The organism is Psychrobacillus sp. FSL K6-1267, from assembly GCF_038003265.1.
Taxonomy (GTDB): domain Bacteria; phylum Bacillota; class Bacilli; order Bacillales_A; family Planococcaceae; genus Psychrobacillus; species Psychrobacillus faecigallinarum.
In genome coordinates, this window is record NZ_JBBOOR010000001.1 from 2,712,348 (window position 1) to 2,729,680 (window position 17,333).

16 protein-coding genes and 2 riboswitches are annotated in these 17,333 nt (G+C 36.6%); of the genes, 6 read left to right on the plus strand and 10 right to left on the minus strand.

The window, feature by feature from the left end; genetic code table 11:
• Nucleotides 1-197 precede the first annotated feature (197 nt).
• From MHB55_RS13800 to MHB55_RS13815, 4 genes are all read left to right on the plus strand, one after another.
• Complete coding sequence (locus MHB55_RS13800) at nucleotides 198-872, plus strand: response regulator transcription factor (protein WP_151113530.1); 675 nt, start codon at nucleotides 198-200, stop codon at nucleotides 870-872.
• On the plus strand, nucleotides 869-2,239 hold the full coding sequence (locus MHB55_RS13805) for a sensor histidine kinase (protein ID WP_151113528.1): 1,371 nt from the start codon (nucleotides 869-871) through the stop codon (nucleotides 2,237-2,239). The genes MHB55_RS13800 and MHB55_RS13805 overlap by 4 nt, the downstream gene beginning before the upstream one ends.
• Before the next feature lie 283 nt (nucleotides 2,240-2,522).
• Entirely contained in the window at nucleotides 2,523-3,557 is a 1,035-nt protein-coding gene (locus MHB55_RS13810) for an ABC transporter permease (RefSeq protein WP_340863440.1), read from the plus strand.
• A 1-nt stretch (nucleotide 3,558) separates the two neighbouring features.
• Nucleotides 3,559-4,233: an ABC transporter ATP-binding protein gene (locus MHB55_RS13815; RefSeq protein ID WP_154310354.1), complete on the plus strand. Its 675-nt coding sequence runs from the start codon at nucleotides 3,559-3,561 to the stop codon at nucleotides 4,231-4,233.
• A 758-nt stretch (nucleotides 4,234-4,991) separates the two neighbouring features.
• Here the strand turns inward: MHB55_RS13815 and MHB55_RS13825 are convergent.
• The 5 genes from MHB55_RS13825 to MHB55_RS22295 all read right to left on the minus strand — a co-directional run bounded on the left by MHB55_RS13825 (nucleotide 4,992) and on the right by MHB55_RS22295 (nucleotide 9,956).
• Nucleotides 4,992-5,222, minus strand: a complete 231-nt coding sequence (locus tag MHB55_RS13825) for a hypothetical protein (protein ID WP_144535334.1) — start codon at nucleotides 5,220-5,222, stop codon at nucleotides 4,992-4,994.
• A gap of 303 nt (nucleotides 5,223-5,525) precedes the next feature.
• Nucleotides 5,526-6,080, minus strand: coding sequence for a potassium-transporting ATPase subunit KdpC (gene kdpC / locus MHB55_RS13830; RefSeq protein WP_154310350.1), 555 nt, complete (start codon nucleotides 6,078-6,080; stop codon nucleotides 5,526-5,528).
• A gap of 25 nt (nucleotides 6,081-6,105) precedes the next feature.
• Nucleotides 6,106-8,145 carry a potassium-transporting ATPase subunit KdpB gene (gene kdpB, locus MHB55_RS13835; RefSeq protein WP_340863441.1) on the minus strand — a complete coding sequence of 680 codons (2,040 nt, stop codon included), beginning with the start codon at nucleotides 8,143-8,145 and terminating at the stop codon, nucleotides 6,106-6,108.
• Between the two features lie 36 nt (nucleotides 8,146-8,181).
• Nucleotides 8,182-9,852: a potassium-transporting ATPase subunit KdpA gene (kdpA, locus tag MHB55_RS13840; RefSeq protein WP_154310347.1), complete on the minus strand. Its 1,671-nt coding sequence runs from the start codon at nucleotides 9,850-9,852 to the stop codon at nucleotides 8,182-8,184.
• 26 nt (nucleotides 9,853-9,878) lie between these two features.
• Complete coding sequence (locus tag MHB55_RS22295) at nucleotides 9,879-9,956, minus strand: potassium-transporting ATPase subunit F (RefSeq protein WP_144537104.1); 78 nt, start codon at nucleotides 9,954-9,956, stop codon at nucleotides 9,879-9,881.
• A gap of 543 nt (nucleotides 9,957-10,499) precedes the next feature.
• A riboswitch (cyclic di-AMP (ydaO/yuaA leader) is annotated at nucleotides 10,500-10,641 on the minus strand.
• Nucleotides 10,642-10,893: 252 nt separating this feature from the next.
• Nucleotides 10,894-11,035, plus strand: a riboswitch (cyclic di-AMP (ydaO/yuaA leader).
• 245 nt (nucleotides 11,036-11,280) lie between these two features.
• Here MHB55_RS22295 and MHB55_RS13845 point away from each other — a divergent pair.
• Nucleotides 11,281-11,649: a DUF2294 domain-containing protein gene (locus tag MHB55_RS13845; protein WP_144535326.1), complete on the plus strand. Its 369-nt coding sequence runs from the start codon at nucleotides 11,281-11,283 to the stop codon at nucleotides 11,647-11,649.
• 262 nt (nucleotides 11,650-11,911) lie between these two features.
• Here MHB55_RS13845 and MHB55_RS13850 read toward each other — a convergent pair whose 3' ends face one another.
• The 4 genes from MHB55_RS13850 to MHB55_RS13865 form a co-directional block, all read right to left on the minus strand.
• Nucleotides 11,912-12,658 carry an alpha/beta hydrolase gene (locus tag MHB55_RS13850; protein ID WP_340863442.1) on the minus strand — a complete coding sequence of 249 codons (747 nt, stop codon included), beginning with the start codon at nucleotides 12,656-12,658 and terminating at the stop codon, nucleotides 11,912-11,914.
• Nucleotides 12,659-12,763: 105 nt separating this feature from the next.
• A complete protein-coding gene (locus tag MHB55_RS13855) occupies nucleotides 12,764-13,372 on the minus strand; it encodes a response regulator transcription factor (protein ID WP_340844609.1) in 609 nt (202 codons plus the stop codon).
• 12 nt (nucleotides 13,373-13,384) lie between these two features.
• A complete protein-coding gene (locus tag MHB55_RS13860) occupies nucleotides 13,385-14,425 on the minus strand; it encodes a sensor histidine kinase (protein WP_225215931.1) in 1,041 nt (346 codons plus the stop codon).
• A gap of 59 nt (nucleotides 14,426-14,484) precedes the next feature.
• Nucleotides 14,485-15,609 carry a DUF418 domain-containing protein gene (locus tag MHB55_RS13865; RefSeq protein WP_340863443.1) on the minus strand — a complete coding sequence of 375 codons (1,125 nt, stop codon included), beginning with the start codon at nucleotides 15,607-15,609 and terminating at the stop codon, nucleotides 14,485-14,487.
• Between the two features lie 220 nt (nucleotides 15,610-15,829).
• Between MHB55_RS13865 and MHB55_RS13870 the strand changes: the two genes are divergently transcribed.
• Entirely contained in the window at nucleotides 15,830-16,303 is a 474-nt protein-coding gene (locus MHB55_RS13870) for a hypothetical protein (RefSeq protein WP_340863444.1), read from the plus strand.
• A gap of 214 nt (nucleotides 16,304-16,517) precedes the next feature.
• Here the strand turns inward: MHB55_RS13870 and MHB55_RS13875 are convergent, their stop codons facing one another.
• A complete protein-coding gene (locus tag MHB55_RS13875) occupies nucleotides 16,518-17,330 on the minus strand; it encodes an ABC transporter ATP-binding protein (protein ID WP_154310341.1) in 813 nt (270 codons plus the stop codon).
• Nucleotides 17,331-17,333: the final 3 nt, after the last annotated feature.

Consider the following 17,333-nt stretch of genomic DNA (forward strand, 5'->3'; position numbering starts at 1 on the left):
AGTAATAGAAAGTAATCCTCCCTTTTACCCTACTTCCTAAACTAGGCCACCGTGAAACCAATTGAAACATTAATAATCTTCTTTAGGCGCCTCTATAAATTACTTCTTCCTTTTTCTTCTCATTAATTGCTTCTTCGTTTATTAAGCCTTATAGTCTAATTATTGTTATTTTACAATGCATTGGAAGGAGGATTTAAGTGATTCGCATACTTGCAGTAGATGACGATATACATATGCTGAATTTTGTTTCAGCCGAACTTCGACAAAATGGCTATGAAGTAATTGAAGCGACTTCAGGCGAACAAGCTTTAATGTGCTTAAATTCTAAGGCAATGGATTTAGCAGTAGTTGATGTAATGATGCCAGGTATGGATGGGTTTGAACTTACAAAAATATTGCGTAAAGATTATGATCTTCCAGTCATCCTGCTTACTGCTCGACATCATATTGAAGACAAAGAGCGTGGATTCTTAGCCGGCTCTGACGATTATCTAGTTAAACCTTTCGAGTCTAAGGAGTTGTTATACCGGGTTAAGGCTATTTTGCGAAGATATAATTATCCCGAGAATGACACGTTGACTATCGGTTCCTTGACCATTGATTTCAAAAGCTACGAAGTAAGCTCGCAACAAGGAATATTGCTCATTCCCCTTAAAGAATTTGAATTGCTGACACTTCTTGCCTCGAGACCTAGACAAGTGCTGAGTCGAGATTTAATAATAGAACTAATATGGGGAATTGACTTTCAAGGCAATGAACAGACGGTGAATGTTCATATTAAACGTCTACGCCAACGTTTAGAGCGTTTCGCTCCAGATGTTCGGATCATAACTGTAAGAGGAGTAGGCTATAAACTTGAGGTGAACACATGAGCCTTTATGTCAAATTTATTTGGTTCACCTTTGCAACAATGCTCTTCAGCAGCGTTGTCTCCTTTTTCGCGATGAACACCTATTATCATCAATATTTAAAAGAAGAAAATAACGACAAAAATCTGGACGTTGCCACATCTATTATCGAATTCATGGATAACCTCCCCTCAGATCAAATTGAAAATGCTTTTAGTTTGCTAGGAGATGCCGGTTATCAGCTGTATGTCACAGATGGAAAGACTGTAAATCGCTTTGGCGGAAAGTTCCGGGACGAATCTATTGATGATGAGAACGTTCAACAAGTTCTGGACGGGGAAGTTTTTAATGGTATACGAGATTTTCCGCGAGAAACCTTCGTTACCGGTTTTTTTGCCAACGAGCTAGAAAATACAGTGGGTGTTCCTCTGGAACTTAATGGTGAAAACCACGCACTCTTCCTACGGCCGAATATTAAGCTTCTTTTCCAAGAACTTCACTTATTATTTGGTGGAATGGCAGCAGGTATCATTTTATTGAGTTTTATCGGAATGCTACTGGTCGCACGCTTATTGATTCAACCGATTACGAAATTAACGGAAGCGACAGAAAAAATGGGTACGGAAACCTTTGACGTACCTCTTTCCATTGATCGAAAAGATGAGATTGGCCGTTTGGCCGATCAATTTATCAAGATGCGTAATAGTATTGAACAATCCACCTTAAAACGTAAAGAATTCGTTCACAATGTATCCCATGATATACAATCACCGCTTCATACAATACAAAGTTATTTGTCTCTTCTTCAAAAGAAAGAAAGCAGCGAGGAGGAAAAAAAACAATACGCTGCCATTATCCAAGAAGAAACGACTCGCCTATCTCTTTTAACTAAACAATTACTCACTTTAGCGTCATTTGATGTAGAAGCGACAGATTTAGTAGAGGAGATTTTCATTGACCAACAGATACGCGACATACTGTCTCATTTGCGGTACGCATTTGATGAAAAAGAGATTGGAATTTCAGCTAAATTGGTAGCTGTTAAAGTAAAAGGAAACGCAGTACTCCTTCGAACTGTTTGGGAGAATCTGTTGACCAATGCAATTAAATATAGTGAGCCTGGAGATTCCATTGAAGTCCAACTAAGCGTTACTTCTACTAATATGGTGTTAGAAGTTTTGGATGAAGGGATCGGTATGACAGCTGAAGAAGCCAGTCGTGCATTTGATCGCTTTTATCGGGCGGATCATGCACGAATACGTTCATTGAAAGGATCTGGTTTAGGATTGGCTATTGTGAAAGAGATTGTCGAATTGCATAAAGGGACTGTTGAAATAAAAAGTACTCCTAATATAGGCACGACAGTACAAATAAAACTGCCTCTTTTATAAATGAATGTTGAAATAACAAATGTAATGGAGTTTTTTGCTTTGCAGTGTTCCGTTTAATCTGTGCTTTTGATGCTGCTGACAACGTTCTGGATATGCTAAAAAGATGAGAAATAAGTAGAAGCCATTCACCGCGGAACAGGGTGATTGGCTTCTACTTATTTCTTTGGGTTCAAAATGTGAAACGTTATTTTGGGACTTCCATCTCGAACTGTAATCTCTTGTTCATCTTCCATTCATCTAACGGATATAAACTGAGACTATAAACAAAATCGGAGGCATTCAAATGAACATTGCATGGAAAGAAATTAAAAAAAATAAAATAAGATTTATGATTTTGGGTTCGATTGTGTTTCTGGTCAGTTTGTTGACCTTCATTATTTCTGGTCTCGCTAATGGTTTGTCCCAAGACAACGCAGCTCTGATTAAAGAGTTGCCGGATGGACAATTTTATATGAATACAGACGCGGAAGAAACCTATAATCTTTCGCTGATAGATACCAGTGTCCAAGATACTGTTTTAAGTGAAAAAGAAGACGCTGCTGCATTATCCATTCAAATGGGGTTTTTGAATGATGAAAAAGACAAGCAACGCAGTGTAGCATTTGTCACTTCAACTGAATCGAAGTTGTTTGAAAACGTCAAAGAAGGCGAAATTGTCCTGGATCGCTCTCTGGAAGAAGAGGGATTAAAAGTCGGTGATACACTGACCAACAACCAATTCAGTGGCGAATTCATTGTTAAAGGATTTGTAGATCAACAAAAGTACAGTCACGCTCCTGTCGCATTTATCAATATGGAAAACTACAAAGAGATGTATCGGGTAAATGAAATGCAATTGATTTTTATACCTGGTGAAGAGAGTTTACCAGCAATCGAAGGGCTACAATCTTTTTCAAACACCGAGTTCCTCAATACTATTCCCAGTTACAGTGCGGAACAATTGTCACTTAACATGATTGTCTATTTTTTAGTGGTCATCAGCGGACTGTTGTTCGCCATCTTCTTCTATATGATGAATGTACAAAAAATCGGATTGTATGGGATCTTAAAAGCAATCGGTGTAAAGACGAGTACACTGTTTAAAATGATGTGGGCTCAGATGCTCTTCATCACAATCATTGCCCTCGGACTGTCAATTGCACTTAGCCAGAGTTTTAACTACATCGCGCCTGAAGGAATGCCTTTTAGTTTAACTGCTGCCACTACGGTCCAATTGTCTATCGTTTTCCTCATTATTGGATTTGTTGGTGCAACACTTTCAGGTATCCAAATAAAAAAAGTCGAACCGCTGCAAGCGATTCAACAAGGAGAGGTTTAATATGGCAATTTTCACAATAAATGATGTGAGAAAAAAATTTACAAATGGCGAAGTAGTAGAAGAAATATTAAAGGGAATCGACCTTTCTCTTCAACAAGGCGAGATTACTGCGCTAGTAGGGGCCTCAGGTTCTGGTAAAAGTACTCTACTGACAATTGCAGCAGGGCTCCAACCGGCATCGGACGGCCAAATTATGTTCAATGGAAAAAACATGACAGACATGGACCAAGAACAAATACGAAAAGTCCGGGCAAGTGAGTTTGGCTTTGTCTTTCAGTCTGCGCATCTAGTACCTTTTCTTACAGTAGAAGAACAATTGATTCTAATGCTCGAGGTGTCGGAATCAAAATTAAAAAAAGAGCAACAAAAAAAAGAAATTGCCCATATTTTAAAACTGATTGATATGGAACACCGAAAAAATGCCTATCCTGCATCTTTGTCTGGTGGGGAGAGACAAAGGGTAGCGATTGCCCGTGCCATCATTCATAAACCCAAAATACTTTTTGCAGACGAACCAACTGCCAGCTTGGATTCAAAACGTTCAAAAGATGTTATGGAGCTAATTCGCAATTTAACTAAAACACTTAATATTACAACCTTGATGGTGACTCATGACGAGGAAATGCTTGCATATGCTGATCATATCATTACGATGAAAGATGGCTTAATCAAATAATGAGAATAACATTGTATAAACTCGTCCCTATTCGGGGACGAGTCAGACTGTAGACAAACACCATGAATTTTGATGTTTTGCCTACAGTCTTTTTTCTTTTAAGGGATAAAGCTAGAAATGTCAATCTCCGCTGCGAACGGACGCTTTCCGCGGGCACGGCTTCAGCCGCTTCCCTCGCTACGCTCAGTCCAGGGTCTTCAGCTCGCGCTATTCCCGCTGGAGTCGCCGCTCTCCGCTCCAATCAACAGTGCTTCCTATTAAAGGAATGAGGAGATGGAGAATGTAGTTGAGGACTTGCGACACAACTATTAAAGTAATATATGAAAAAAGAAAAAAGCATGGTATGCGATGGACAACCCTAATGGAATAAAAAAATTGTCCATGCAGGCGATGCTTACTTTTGTTGACTTAAATCTTAAGAAACTAGCCAGATTCAACCTAGATTAATTGGAAAAGGGTTGGAAATAGAAATGATTTCCACCCCTTTTATCTACACTCTAACTCGTCCCTATGGGACGAGTTTTTTTGAAAAAATAGATGAGAAAGGAATAACTACTTTGACTTGGTTAATTACGCACTTTAATCTTGATTTTATGAATCTTTTGCTACTATTAAATCATTGAATAAAAAAGGGTTAACAAGCATAAAAAAAGCATATCTAAGAAAAATCTTGGATATGCTTTGTTGTTAGGAAGTCAATAGTATAGTTAAGTACGACTATCAGTTTATTTATTACCTACATTTTATATTGCTACTTGTTAGCTATAAAAATTTGACTCTTTGCTAAACTCCTTAAGTAAAACTCCTTCATTATAATCTAACCATTTTTTCATTTCTCGCTCTACCGCTTTGTTTTGCCATTCAAACCAAAAATTTATACACTCGCTGCAATGGCTATCTACACCTTTATTATTATTCAGATCCCTACAAGTAAATAAGGTTTTTCTACGGCAACTGTAGCAGTAGATTTCTTTTTCATCTAAAAGCATTTATAGTTCCCCTCCAGTTTAGATAAATTATTGTCCAATAAATGGATTTTTATACCTAAAATGAGGTTAATACAAGTTCTATGCTTCTGAAAGTATCTATGTTTATCTTAGCACGCTTTTGTTCTGCAACTAACACATCTAAATGCCGCTCTGAAGGAACTTTTCTACATGGCCCTCTACTAGTTCCTCCACTGCTCTATTGTTTCTTTACGCCAATGGGTTTCAAGTAAGCCAATTAAAATTTCGCTTCCTAAAGGTTGCCTCCTTCATCTTAGAAAAGAAGTCATAATTCTATCCTTATGCTTACAATTGATCTAGTGCAATATTCAATTTCAAGACATTTATTCTCTGCTCACCAATAAAATTAAATTGACGACTTTCTGTATTATCTTCTATTAAATTCATTAGTTTAGCTTCACTTAATCCACGCTCTTGTGCAATTCTAGGTACTTGAATTTGTGCAGCAAGCTTGGTTATATGTGGGTCAAGTCCCGAGCCAGAGTTAGTTAATAGATCATTGGGAATATCTTCTTGTCTTACTTCGGGATTGTTCTTTAAAAACAGTTTTAAATCGGTTTTCGTTCGTTCAACCATATCTTTATTTGTTGGTGCATAATTCATAGAGCCCGATCCGGAAGCATTATATTCTATAGATGATACTCGCCCATTAAAATAATGTGGTTCAGTAAATTTTTGGCCTATCAGTTCAGATCCAATAATATTACCCTCTGCATTAGTAATGATACTTCCTGCAGCCTTCTCGGGCATTAATAATTGTGAAATTCCAGTCATTACTAAAGGATATGCCAATCCACATATTAAGAGTAGAATAATACTAATACGTAAATTTTTTAACATTTATATCACCTTTCTTTTATATTACTTAAACAAGATTAATAGAAACTAACAATATATCGATTAGCTTAACTCCAATAAATGGAATAATGACTCCTCCCATTCCATATATCAATAAGTTACGACTTAAGAGTTTTGTAGATTTCATCGGCAAATATTTTACACCTCTCATTGCTAGTGGTATGAGTAGCGGAATGATTACTGCATTAAAAATTAATGCTGACAGAATGGCACTTTGTGGTGTAGCTAAATTCATAATGTTAAGAGTACTCATTTGAGGGATAGTTAACATAAACATAGCAGGGATAATTGCGAAGTATTTCGCGATATCATTAGCTATACTGAATGTCGTCAGTGCCCCCCTAGTCATTAATAATTGCTTACCAATACCTACAATTTCAATTATTTTGGTAGGATCTGAATCTAAGTCCACCATATTAGCAGCATCTTTAGCAGCTATAGTACCGCTATTCATAGCCATTCCTACATCCGCTTGTGCTAGTGCCGGCGCGTCATTTGTTCCGTCTCCAGTCATTGCTACAAGCTTCCCTTCTGCTTGTTCCCGTTTTATAACAGCAATTTTATCTTCAGGCTTTGCCTCTGCGATAAATTCATCAACTCCAGCCTCTTTAGCTATGGTTGCAGCAGTCAATGGGTTATCTCCTGTACACATAATTGTTTTAATCCCCATTTTTCGTAGTTGATCAAAGCGCTCCTTCAATCCAACCTTAACAGTATCCTTTAGGTATATTAAACCCATTATTTTATTGTCTACTACTACAGCAAGTGGTGTTCCACCTTTGGATGCTATCAATTTTGTTTTATCATCTAAATCAGATGGAATAACGCCACCTTGCATGATTACATATTCTTTTACTGCATCTACAGCACCTTTACGTACTTTAAGTCCATTTTGAAAGTCTGTTCCGCTCATTCGAGCTTGTGCATTAAATTCAACCCCGAAAGATTCTTTCATATTTTGCTCTATCTCGATAAGCTCCAATTCTTTTGTTAGTTCAACAATCGAACGTCCTTCAGGTGTCTCATCATATAAAGAGCTAAGTAATGCCGCTTTTGTTAGTTCAACTGATTTAACATCTTCAACGGTTATAAATTCGGAAGCCATTCTATTCCCATAAGTAATTGTTCCGGTTTTATCCAAAATAATTGTATTAATGTCCCCAGCAGCTTCCACCGCTTTTCCTGATTTAGCTATCACATTGAATTTAGTTACACGATCCATTCCTGCAATCCCTATTGCAGACAAGAGTCCACCTATCGTAGTAGGAATTAAACAAACAAGCAACGCTACCAAAGTAGCGATTGGAATAGTAACCCCTACATAGCCTGAGATAGGCACTAAGGTAACACAAACGATTAAAAATATTAATGTTAAGCTCACCAAAATTATATTAAGAGCAATTTCATTAGGAGTTTTTTGTCGCTTAGCACCTTCTACTAAACTAATCATTCGGTCTAGAAATGATTCACCTGGATTAGAGGTTATGCGTATTGTAAGTTGATCACTAATAACCTTAGTTCCTCCAGTAACAGAACTAAAATCTCCTCCAGACTCTTTAATAATGGTAGCTGATTCACCTGTAATAGCTGACTCATCGACAGATGCTAAACCCTTTATAACTTCCCCATCACTTGGAATTAACTCCCCAGCTTCTACAAAAATTATGTCTCCTTTTTTTAAATCCTTAGAGCAGACATAACTATAGCTTCCGTCTTCTAACAAAACTCTTGCTTGTAAATCTTTTTGGGTTTTCTTTAGACTTTCGGCTTGTGCCTTACCTCTCCCCTCCGCTATACTTTCCGCAAAGTTTGCAAATAAAATTGTAATAAGCAATATAATACTTACAAATCCGTTATAATAAAAATCTGATTCTGCTCCAAAGAAAGATGGAAAGAACGTCATTATTATTGTCACTAAAAATCCTATCTCTACAACAAACATGACAGGGTTTTTCCTCATTGTTTTTGGATTCAACTTTCTAAGTGATTCGACAAAAACCAGTTTAATCATCTCGTTTGTGAGCGCCGTGTTCCGTTCTGAATTCATAATGATACTCCTTTAATCTCTTTTTTCATTTCAATTTCACATGGTTAGAGCTTCGGCAATTGGTCCTAATGCTAGTACTGGGAAGAATGTTAATGCTCCAACAACCAATACAGTTGCTATTAGGAAAACTAAAAACGTGCTATTGTCAGTCCTAATAGTTCCTATTGTTTCAGGCACAGGCTTTTTAACCATTAGAGACGAAGCAACAGCAAGCATAGCAATCATAGAAAAGTAGCGACCGAATAACATTACCAAACCTGTTGAGATATTCCAAAAGTCTGTGTTATCTCCTAAACCTTCAAAACCCGATCCGTTGTTTGCTGCAGATGAAGTAAATTCATATATCACTTGAGATATTCCATGAAAACTAGCATTCGAGATCGCTGAATTGCCCATTTCAGTTGTTAGCGCAATCGCAGATGGTACTAGAATGATCAAAGGATGAATAAGAATGGTAATTGCAATTAGTTTCATTTCTTTTGCATCAATCTTTCTTCCCAAAAATTCTGGAGTCCTGCCTACCATTAAACCAGCAATAAAGACAGCTAAAATTGCATACATAATAATGTTTACAAAGCCCACTCCATCTCCCCCGAAGATATTGTTTAACATCATTAACACTAGTGGCACAAAGCCACCGAGAGGCGTTAATGTATCATGCATATTATTTACAGACCCTGTAGTGGCAGCCGTTGTTACAGTTGTAAATAAAACACTTTGGGCAATTCCAAATCTGACTTCTTTACCTTCCATACTTCCTGCATCTTGCGACAGACCTATATTAGCTAAAGCTTGGTTTCCATTAGACTCCTGAACATAAATTGTTACTAGCATTGCTAAGAAAATAATACTCATAGCACCCGTAAGCATCCAGCTAAGCTTCCGTTTTTTTGTCATATATCCAAAGGTAAAAGGAATCGCCATAGGTATTAATAACATCGAAAGCATGTGTATAACATTTGAAAATGGTGTCGGATTTTCAAATGGGTGAGCAGCGTTAACACCAAAGAATCCGCCACCATTAGTTCCCAAATGTTTAATAGATTCTAAGGATGCAACTGGTCCTCGAGATATTTGCTGTTGTTCCCCTTCAAGAGTTGTTGCAATTGCAGTTGGATCCAAGGTTTGTGGTACTCCTTGGCCTACCAATAAGAGACCTACTACTATTGAACTTGGTATGAAAATTCTGGTAAGCGAACGAACTAAATCCACGTAAAAGTTACCTAAGCTCTTATGACCTGAAATTCCTCTGATGAACGCGATACATAGGGCAAGACCTGTTGCCGGTGTCGTCATCATTAAGAAAGTAATCACTGTCATTTGAGAAAAATATGATAGCCCACTCTCACCACTATAATGCTGCAGATTAGTATTTGTCAGAAAACTAGAAATCGTATTGAATGATAATAATGCTTCCATCCCCCCTATTTCACTTGGGTTAAAGGGCAGAATCCCCTGTAGCCTAACAATTAAGTAACAGAGTCCAAACATTACAAAGTTACTAATAAGTAAAGCTGTTGCGTATTGCTTCCAATTCATATGTGATTGACTAATACCAGATAATTTATATATAAAGTTTTCTATAGGATTGAACACTCGATCCAGCCTTGTTCTTTCAAGTGAAAGGCTTAAAGCAATATATTTACCCATCGGTATTGCGATTAATAACGCAATAGCCAAGACTAATGCGATTTGAAATAAATCCATTTCATTTCCTCCATATACTTGAAAATTTAATATCTCTCAGGACGAATCAATGCATCCAGCAAATAAATTGAAGTTGCAATAGAAAAAACAAGTAAAATAATCATCGCTTTTCCCTTCCTTTCTCTTCAATTACTTTGTTGCAAAATGCTGTAAATCCAAAAAAAAGAGAAAATGAGAATATTATTAGAAAAATAGATACGACATCCATATAATTCTTCCTTTCTATAATTGCTTGTAGCTCATCCTTTAACTAACTTTCTTAAAAATCACATCTTTAAATTTCCCCCTTAACGGAATCAAGAAATTTCCTTCAGATTAATGCCATTGCCGAAAAATAAAGACAAAAAAAGACCAATGACTACTTTTTCCCCGACATGCTACTGTGCAAATATTCTTCAGACAAAATAGTGAAGTACAATCACATATTCTGACTTAGAAAAGTTTGCAGCAGTATACATTTTTAATGGAGAAAAAGTATCACTGGTCTACTTAGCGCCTAGCAAGCAAAAAGCCCTCTCTGCGTTCTGTCTTCCATGAAACCTTTTCAGTTATTATAGGCATTATAAAAAGACCTACTATTTATCAAGCTGCTTTTCTGCTTTAAAATCCTACAAAAAAGCCCCGTGAATTAATAAGGTGGTCTCATTGACCTCCTTCGCTTTAGCCGACGAAGTTAGCTGACGGGTAGGATGGCGAAAGAGTATCTCATCCTTTCTACAACTTGTAGAATTAACCCCAAAAAATTGGTTCCTCCGTTCCTGATTGCTCAGGATTAGACCGATATTCAAATTGGTTATGTTTGGATTTTACGACGTTATTTTTCCGAAGTAAATAATCCTTAAGTACTATTTATATTATTCTTTTCAAAAATAAAAAAGGTGAATCTAGTTTAACAACTCATATCATTGCTATCTCAACAGTAAATTGATTTAGTGTATGGCTTTCAGAAAATATCAGTTCGATAAAAAGGATTAAAAAATTTTCTTTACTTATTTATCCTCTTTACAGAAATTTTCCCAAGTAGTATGATAGTTTCAATTTCAACCTAAATCGCTGAATTCATTATTGAATCGGGGGAACCACCTGTTATTATCTAAAACTGGGGTGAATCCTTTCAAAGGGTAGGGTGACTCTGACCATCCGAATCCGACAGCTAACCCCGTAAGCGTTGTTGGAGAGAGAAGGTGAATAGAAATTTCTTAGAAGACTGAAAGAAACACTTACTTCTAACTACGAAAAGGCTAAACTGTTAATACTTTCACTTTTACTATTTCAAATAGCCCGACTAAAGAGCTGAAGCTATCTCTTAAGCTATATTAAAATTAATAAATTTTGTGGAATTAGCAGAGATCTTTTCAAGTTTAATAACTGAGATACTTATTCTCTTTTAGTTAGATATTAAATCTTACAATTCCATTTGGAGGCATTATGTCAAAAAAGAAACTAGAGGCTGATATCAGCTCAGCATTCATTAAGCTACAGCTTGATTTAATTGGAAAGGGGCCACAAGAGGCTAAAACATATATTATTAATGATATGTTAATCACCCGTTTTAAAGGAGTTCTAACAGTAGAGGAAAAACACCTCGTCAATCATACTACTGGAAGACGTCTTGTCAAACAAATGCGTACATTACTTCGCGAACAGTATAGTAAGGAATATGAAAAAATTGTAGAAGAGTATACTGGCTGCAAGGTTCTTTCCTCTCATTCGGATATAAGCACTAAGACTGGTGAAAGAATCGAGGTATTTATCCTTGAAAAAGATTTAGAGCAATTCCTTTTGGTAAATGAATGACAACAACCTATTAAAGTGAATAAGCAACATTGCCTATAGGTACTAATTTTCTACTTTTTGATACGATTTGGAACAATACATTATCTGAAAACTATAGAGAGATGGTCGTTTTTCACGTTGCGACCATTCTCCTTTTTATATTTTCTTATGACTTTTACTTGGCGTCACCTTCCTCCAACTGCAAAGTTTAATGACGGAGATTAATGGGACGATTGTATTTCCAAAAAAAGCCTCGAAACCAGTGGTTCCGAGACGTTCATCTTTATATTCGAGCATTTATAAACTGTATGCTTCTTTCTGCTATCAGCTCTTTATCAGTATCAAGCGTAGCAACATGATAGCTATTTTCTAATTCCACTATTTCTTTTCCGACAGAGGAGATTGCCTCGAATATTTGATGTGAGTTATCAGGTGGCACGACATGATCTTCTGTAGATTTAAATATCAAAGCTGGTGCCGTAATTTTAGAAAGATTATCTCTTACTAATCTAGACAGCAAAATGATATCAGACATTGACTTCACTGGTGTCTTCGAATACGCTAGTTCTTGTATTCCCTCTAGCTTAATATCCGACCCAATTCCATCAACAAACCTAGTTTCCTCTTTTGAAAGGACTTCATAATTTTCTATCATTTCCGGCATATAAATTGCAGCATTAACAGGCATAATCCCTTTGATTTCCTTGTGATTTTCTGCCAGGTATAAAGTAAGAGTACCACCCATAGATAATCCACAAACAAAGATATCAGTACAAGTTTCTTTCAGCTTGTTCAATCCTCTTTCCACATCTTTTATCCAATCTTCGTAGCTTGCTTGTTCCATATCCTCAGGAGCCGTACCATGGCCAGTGAGCCTTGGTCCAACAACAGTAAAACCAGCTTCCGCAAACCTTTCTCCTAAAAAACGCATACTTTGAGTTGTACCTGTAAAGCCATGAATAACTAAAACTCCAACGGGATTTCCCTCGAAGTAAAATTCCTCTGCATCCTTCAACACTTCATAATTCACTTTCCCATCCCCTTTTAAATTGTCATATTTACAAAACTATGTTTTATGCCATTATTCCTCTACCACATTTGTATATACTATAAACAATAAAAAGAAAGGGGTCTTTCATTCAAGCCACCCGTTTTCATTTGCTTTGTTAACAGCCTGCTGCCTGCTTTCCACCTGTAGCTTTTGGATAGAGGAGGACAAATAATTACGGACGGTGCCCTTTGTTAAAAATAATCTCCTCGTGATTTCTGATGTAGTTAGACCTTCTCTTACAAGGCGTAATACATCTATTTCTCGATCATTAAGCGGATTCTCTACTTTCATGAATAGTGTAGCAGCTAAGTCTCTGCTCACAACTTTCTCACCAGCTGCCACCTTCCGTATTGAATCTATTAAATAATCGATTGGCTCATCCTTCAATAGATATCCTGTAACATCACTATCAATAGCTTTTTGCAAATATCCAACTCGTGAAAAAGTTGTCACAATCATTACTTTGCTCGGAATTTGTTCCTCTTTAATTTTTCGTGCAAGCTCCAGACCTGTCATATGTGGCATTTCAATATCCAAAATACATACATCAGGTATTTTCTCCACGATCAATTCCCAGGCTTTCTGACCATCTTGAGCTTCTCCAACGACCTCTATATCAGTTTCAAATGCTATTAATGAAGAAAATGCTCCTAGGAGCATTTTTTGATCCTCTGCAATTACCACGCTTATCACTATGTATCCCCCTTACAAATGAATAGGTAATGTGATCGTTACCAAAGTGCCTCCTGAGGGAGCACCATCTATAAACACGTCCCCCTGCAAAGAATTCATACGTTCCTTCATCGATACTAGACCATTGCCAAATTTCTTCATCTCTATTCCTATTCCATCGTCCTTTATGTGTACGCAGAATAACCTATCATTTATGCTTGTATGTATCTCACAACGTTTCGCTTGACTATGTCTAAGAATATTAGTTGTCGCTTCTCTTAAACAAAGAGATATCATAGTTTCTTCTACACTAGATAACAACTGCTGGAAATTATTATTATAGTGAACGATAATACCAGCAGATTTTAGCAATTCCTGTGTATGTTCTAGCTCACTTTCTAGAGATACAAACTTCATATCCGTCACTAATTCTCTCACTTGCTTCATAGCAGTCCTAGTGGTTGCTAAGATGTCGTTTAGCTCTCCCTTTACCTTGGTTTGTTCCGGCTCTACTAATTTCGAAGCAAGCTCAGTCTTCAGCTTGATCATCGTCAAAGTATGGCCGATTGTATCATGAAGATCTCTTGCAATTCGTTGCCTTTCTTCTTGTTGAACGAGTTGTTTATTTACTTCATTTAATTTTGTTTGTAGATTCGTTGTTTTTAAAAGAAAATATCGAAGTATTGGCAAGGCAAGCTGAATAATCATGAATGCCACTAATACAGCGAAATCTATACCACTGAGCTGCTCCTTCCAGAGAATAAGAAGAAACAGGGAGGCAACTCCTACTATTCCAAGCCCTATGTGAAGTTTAGACTTAGCTCTCCCTAACAAATCTGCAAACAAAAAACCAAAAGTAATAATTACTGAGCCTTCGTAAAGGCTTAATATTATAAGGAGGAAGTAACCTGCTAGCACAGCACATAGAAGGCGCCAATCCTTATTCCACAATGCAATATAATAGGAACAAATAATCGATAGGAGAAGGATTAGCTTCACCCCGTTATGCAAGTCTGAATCAGATAGCATTACTACGGTAAAAAGAAAAACTATTGAGGCCACATCTATGATCAAGTATTTGGCAGCTTGATCCTTTGGATAAAATTTTATATTGATCACCTCAATTATTTAAGTTATTTAGAGACTATCGCTACCGCTTTTCTTCTCATCCACTCTAACGGTCCAGTGTGTAGCTTCCTTATACAAAAATAGGCAAATAGAAATTGAAATAGAGTAATACTGAGCCAAATTGTAATGATAGATAAACTTCCTAATTTCCCGCCTAATCCTAGACCCCAGCCATAAAATACAATAGAAGCTATGAGATTCTGTGATACATAGCAGCTTAGTGACATTTTCCCAACCTCTTCAAATCGAGACCAAAGCCACTCAAACTTTCTATATTCTATTAATATACCAAATAATCCTATATAGCCAAGAGACATAATTGGTGCGAATAAATAACGAACAGGTAAATCAAATGCTCCTCCTGGTATAAAAATAAGAAGATTTAACGGAACACCTATATACATCCCTATTTGAAACAGTTTTTTACGCTGACTTTTGCCCTTCTCTGTTTTTGAAAATACTCCTGAACGCATAAGGAATACTCCTAACAAAAACAAGCATATGTTCATCGGTACTATCAAAATAGCTTCTAATCTATAATAAACAAAATTAAATAAACGATTTTCAACCTGTTTTAGCCATGTACCACTTTCATAGAGTGCAGCTCCTTCATATGAACCTAAGGACATGTTTACGACCCCTACTAGTGCTCCCACTAAGATCAATAGAACAATTATCGCATGAAAACTACCAACTCCAATCATTATTTTTTTTATAAAGGTATCTCCTCTTTTTAGAACAAGAGCAACGATTAATCCAGTTACGGCATAGCTCATCAAAATGTCATATTCCATTACTAGATTAAAATGAATAAACCCTTCTAAGAGTAAAAACAATAAAGTCCATATATATACACCAGGCCAGGCATTACCCTTCCTGATTGCCTGCTGATATTTCATCTCTAATCCTACTCCAAACATAATCGTAAGTAATCCGAGAAGTTTCCCATTAACAATAAAGAGCACTACCATTCGTAAAAAGTCCTCTAATACCCACCATTCGGTAAAGTTAGCAGTCGTTATATAAGATAGGTCTCCCAAATAAGCAAAAATCCAAATATTAGTTCCCAGCGTTCCAAGCACTGCAAAGCCTCGGAGAATATCGATAAAGCGCAGTCTTTCACTTGTCATCAGAAATCCCTCTTTCATTTTAAGTATGAGCTCATGCCCCTAGATAAAATATAAAGAAAAACGACAGTCACTAACATTCACAACAGTCAGGAGTATAAGATGACACATGTCATGAAGAGGTTTTACATGAAATGTTGGTAACACTATTTATTTTTAGTAACAAAATTAACATATTATACCGATATAATTATTGATTTATATTGGAGGTAAGCGAATACATATGAAAAATCTAATAATAGCTGCTTTAATATTTCCAGCTTTGTTAATAACAACTGCAATATTAGCAGAAGCATCAACAAAAGTGATGTGGGGAAAAACTGAATCACGAAATGGACAAATTGGTAAAGTGACTGTGTTATGTACAACACAGCTTTATCAGAAGGATCATGAAGGCATACTAAGACACAGTCATTGGCCTATAGGGGGAGAAGAGTTTAGAGTCTATTCCTTCAGTGGACATGATGGTGGTTATTATGAGGGCGGTGGCAGTTTGTACATCAAAAAGTCTACTGTTCTTAAGTATGAAACTCCATCCAAATTTAAAATTGCTTTGTTAAAAAACAATACTGTAGACGAGAAATCTAGTCTACCTAAAACTAAAAATGAAAGACTCCCTGTAGCTGAAGATATGTCTAATGCTCCAATATCGAATGGTCAAACTTCACCAATTTCTAACGAATTCACCGATAAATAGTTATATAAACAGTAACCCTATCTTTGTCACTGCTAAACAATCTCCAAGCTATGCATGTAAGTTTCCACGGGAGGCTTGCACATCTTGTTGATGAAAGAAGAAGTAAGGAAGTCAAAGTTAGTTGCTATCTTTAGTTCTAAGGAGTCAAATGTTTCATATAAAAAGATAAGAAAACATTGTTCTGAAGTTTATCGATATCGAGACTCAGATCCGATTAGACTTCTACTTCCTGCAGAATGCATCTTCCCTTACCAAATGGAATACATAATGGCGTACCAAACAGCGGATCTTTTGTAATCTGACAATCCATACCAAACACATTTTTTACTAAAGGACAGCTTATAATATGCTCTGGTTTACCCTGAGCATATATTTCCCGGTCCTTAATCGCTACTATATTATCCGCATATCTGCATGCCAAATTGATATCATGTAGTACCATTACAATCGTTCGTTTCTCATTTTCATTTAGTTCATAAAGCAAATCAAGAATTTCAATTTGATGTGTCATATCAAGATAAGTAGTTGGCTCATCCAGTAGGATAATATCTGTATCTTGAGCTAAAGTCATGGCAATCCATGCTCTTTGCCGTTGCCCCCCGGATAAAGAATCCACCGGTCGATCTTTGAGGTCTTCAATACCAGTTGCTTTTAAAGCATTTTTTACTTTTTCTTCATCTTCCTCTGTCCATTGTTTTAACCATGTTTGGTAAGGATATCTTCCTTGCTTCACTAACTGTAGAACCGTTAATCCCTCAGGCGCAATTGGCGATTGTGGAAGAATAGACATTTGTTTAGCAACATCCTTAGTGGACATTTTAGATATTGCACTACCTTCAAGCAATACTGCGCCATTTTTTGGCTTTAACAAACGAGCAATTGAACGAAGAAGTGTTGATTTCCCACACCCGTTTCCACCGATGAAAACAGTAATTTCCCCTTTTGGTATTTGAAGATTTAAATCATCTATAATAATACTTTCCCCATAAGAAAGGGTTAAATTTTGTGTCTCAATCACTTGTTTCATTTC